The organism is Maribacter sp. (assembly GCF_049667165.1).
Taxonomy (GTDB): Bacteria; Bacteroidota; Bacteroidia; order Flavobacteriales; family Flavobacteriaceae; genus Maribacter_A.
The window spans coordinates 1-1,541 of record NZ_JBATHS010000206.1 but is presented as its reverse complement, the minus strand read 5'-3'; the positions used below and the strand labels follow the sequence as shown (position 1 = coordinate 1,541).

The window sequence follows — 1,541 nt, the reverse complement described above, 5'->3', positions numbered from 1 at the left end:
GCTGTGGACTCATAAATCACATCCTGTTAACAAGCGTCTGCATCTGTCTAGCAGTCATTTTTGTGAAAAGAACTTCTTCTATGGCAGCTTAATATTCATGCCTCGTCGCCGGGCCATGTTCAACAATTTAGTGATGACATTGTGTCGAATGGCTTCCTTGTAGCGGTGCTTTACACCTGTAACACGGGTTACCATTGCTGCAGGCAAACGCCCTTCATAGACGGCATCATGCTTTGACATTCAAATGACCGTCCTGCTGCTGACCAGTTCAAGTGCGCGCGCTGCGGATGCCCGACCATTCATCTTCACCAGTAGCTGGGTAAAATCTTTAGCAGGAACTGGTTTGCTGAAAAAATAGCCCTGTGCATACTTACATTTTGCCTCTAGCAAATAATCCAGCTGGCCCCTGGTTTCCACGCCTTCGGAAACGACTGACATACCAAGACTATTTGCCATTGCGATAACAGCTTTTACCAGTTTTGCATCCTGCTCCTTCACCAGAACGTTGCTGATATAGCTACGGTCAATCTTGATTGAGTCAAACCGATAGCGCTGTAGATATGATAGTGAGGCGTAGCCCGTTCCAAAATCATCGATTAATAGCTTAACGCCTGTTTTTACCAGTGCTTCCATCACCTCAATACTGCTTTTTGATTCTTGCATTAATACGCCTTCGGTCAGCTCAAGCTGCAAAGCCGAGGCAGGTAAATCGTTAGTCCTGAGTGCATCATTGACTATATCAATCAAACCGCAATCAGACTGAAATTGTCTTGCAGACACATTGACTGTCACACACAAATTGTCCCAACCGGCATCACGCCATTGTTTAATCTGTGCACAGGCTGTGTGTATAACCCATTCGCCAATCGGTACGATCAATCCCGTATCTTCCGCCACAGGTATAAAATAGTCAGGCGTAATCATCCCAAGCTCAGCACTGTTCCAGCGTAACAGGGCTTCTGATTTAATGATCTCACCCGTCGCAGCCTCTACAATGGGCTGATAACATAATGAAAGCTCACCGCGCGTCATTGAATGTCGCAATTGTGATTCAACATTCATCCGCATTTTTGCCTTAACGGTCATATCAGGCGAATAAAAACAGAATGTGTTCTTACCATCGTGTTTAGAGCGATACATGGCCGCGTCGGCATGCCGCATTAACTTGTTTTCATCGTCTCCATCCTTGGGGTATATGGCAAATCCAAGACTTGGGGTGATATTCACTTCATGCCCATCGAGTACGAATGTTTTTGAAAAGCTTTCGATAATGCGCTCACCTACATGGCGCAGGCCCAGCTCACGGGAATTATTGGAGTCAGCATCATCTTCCAGGATGAGCAAAAATTCATCGCCACCCAGGCGCGCCACGGTATCGCTTGCACGAGCACATTGCAGCAGTCTGCGCGAGGCTTCACGTAACAATTCATCGCCCGCGGCATGGCCCAGCGTGTCATTCACATACTTGAAGTTGTCGAGATCCAGAAACACTACTGAGGGTTGCAGGCTATGGCGCTTAGCTTTAACCAGGGTCTGTTCAA

Annotated in this window: 1 protein-coding gene; it reads right to left on the bottom strand. The window is 47.0% G+C overall.

Translation table 11 applies throughout. The features are described from left to right. Positions 1-240 precede the first annotated feature (240 nt). On the bottom strand, positions 241-1,541 hold a 1,301-nt coding region (locus WBM98_RS10260), incomplete at its 5' end, for a putative bifunctional diguanylate cyclase/phosphodiesterase (RefSeq protein ID WP_424365930.1).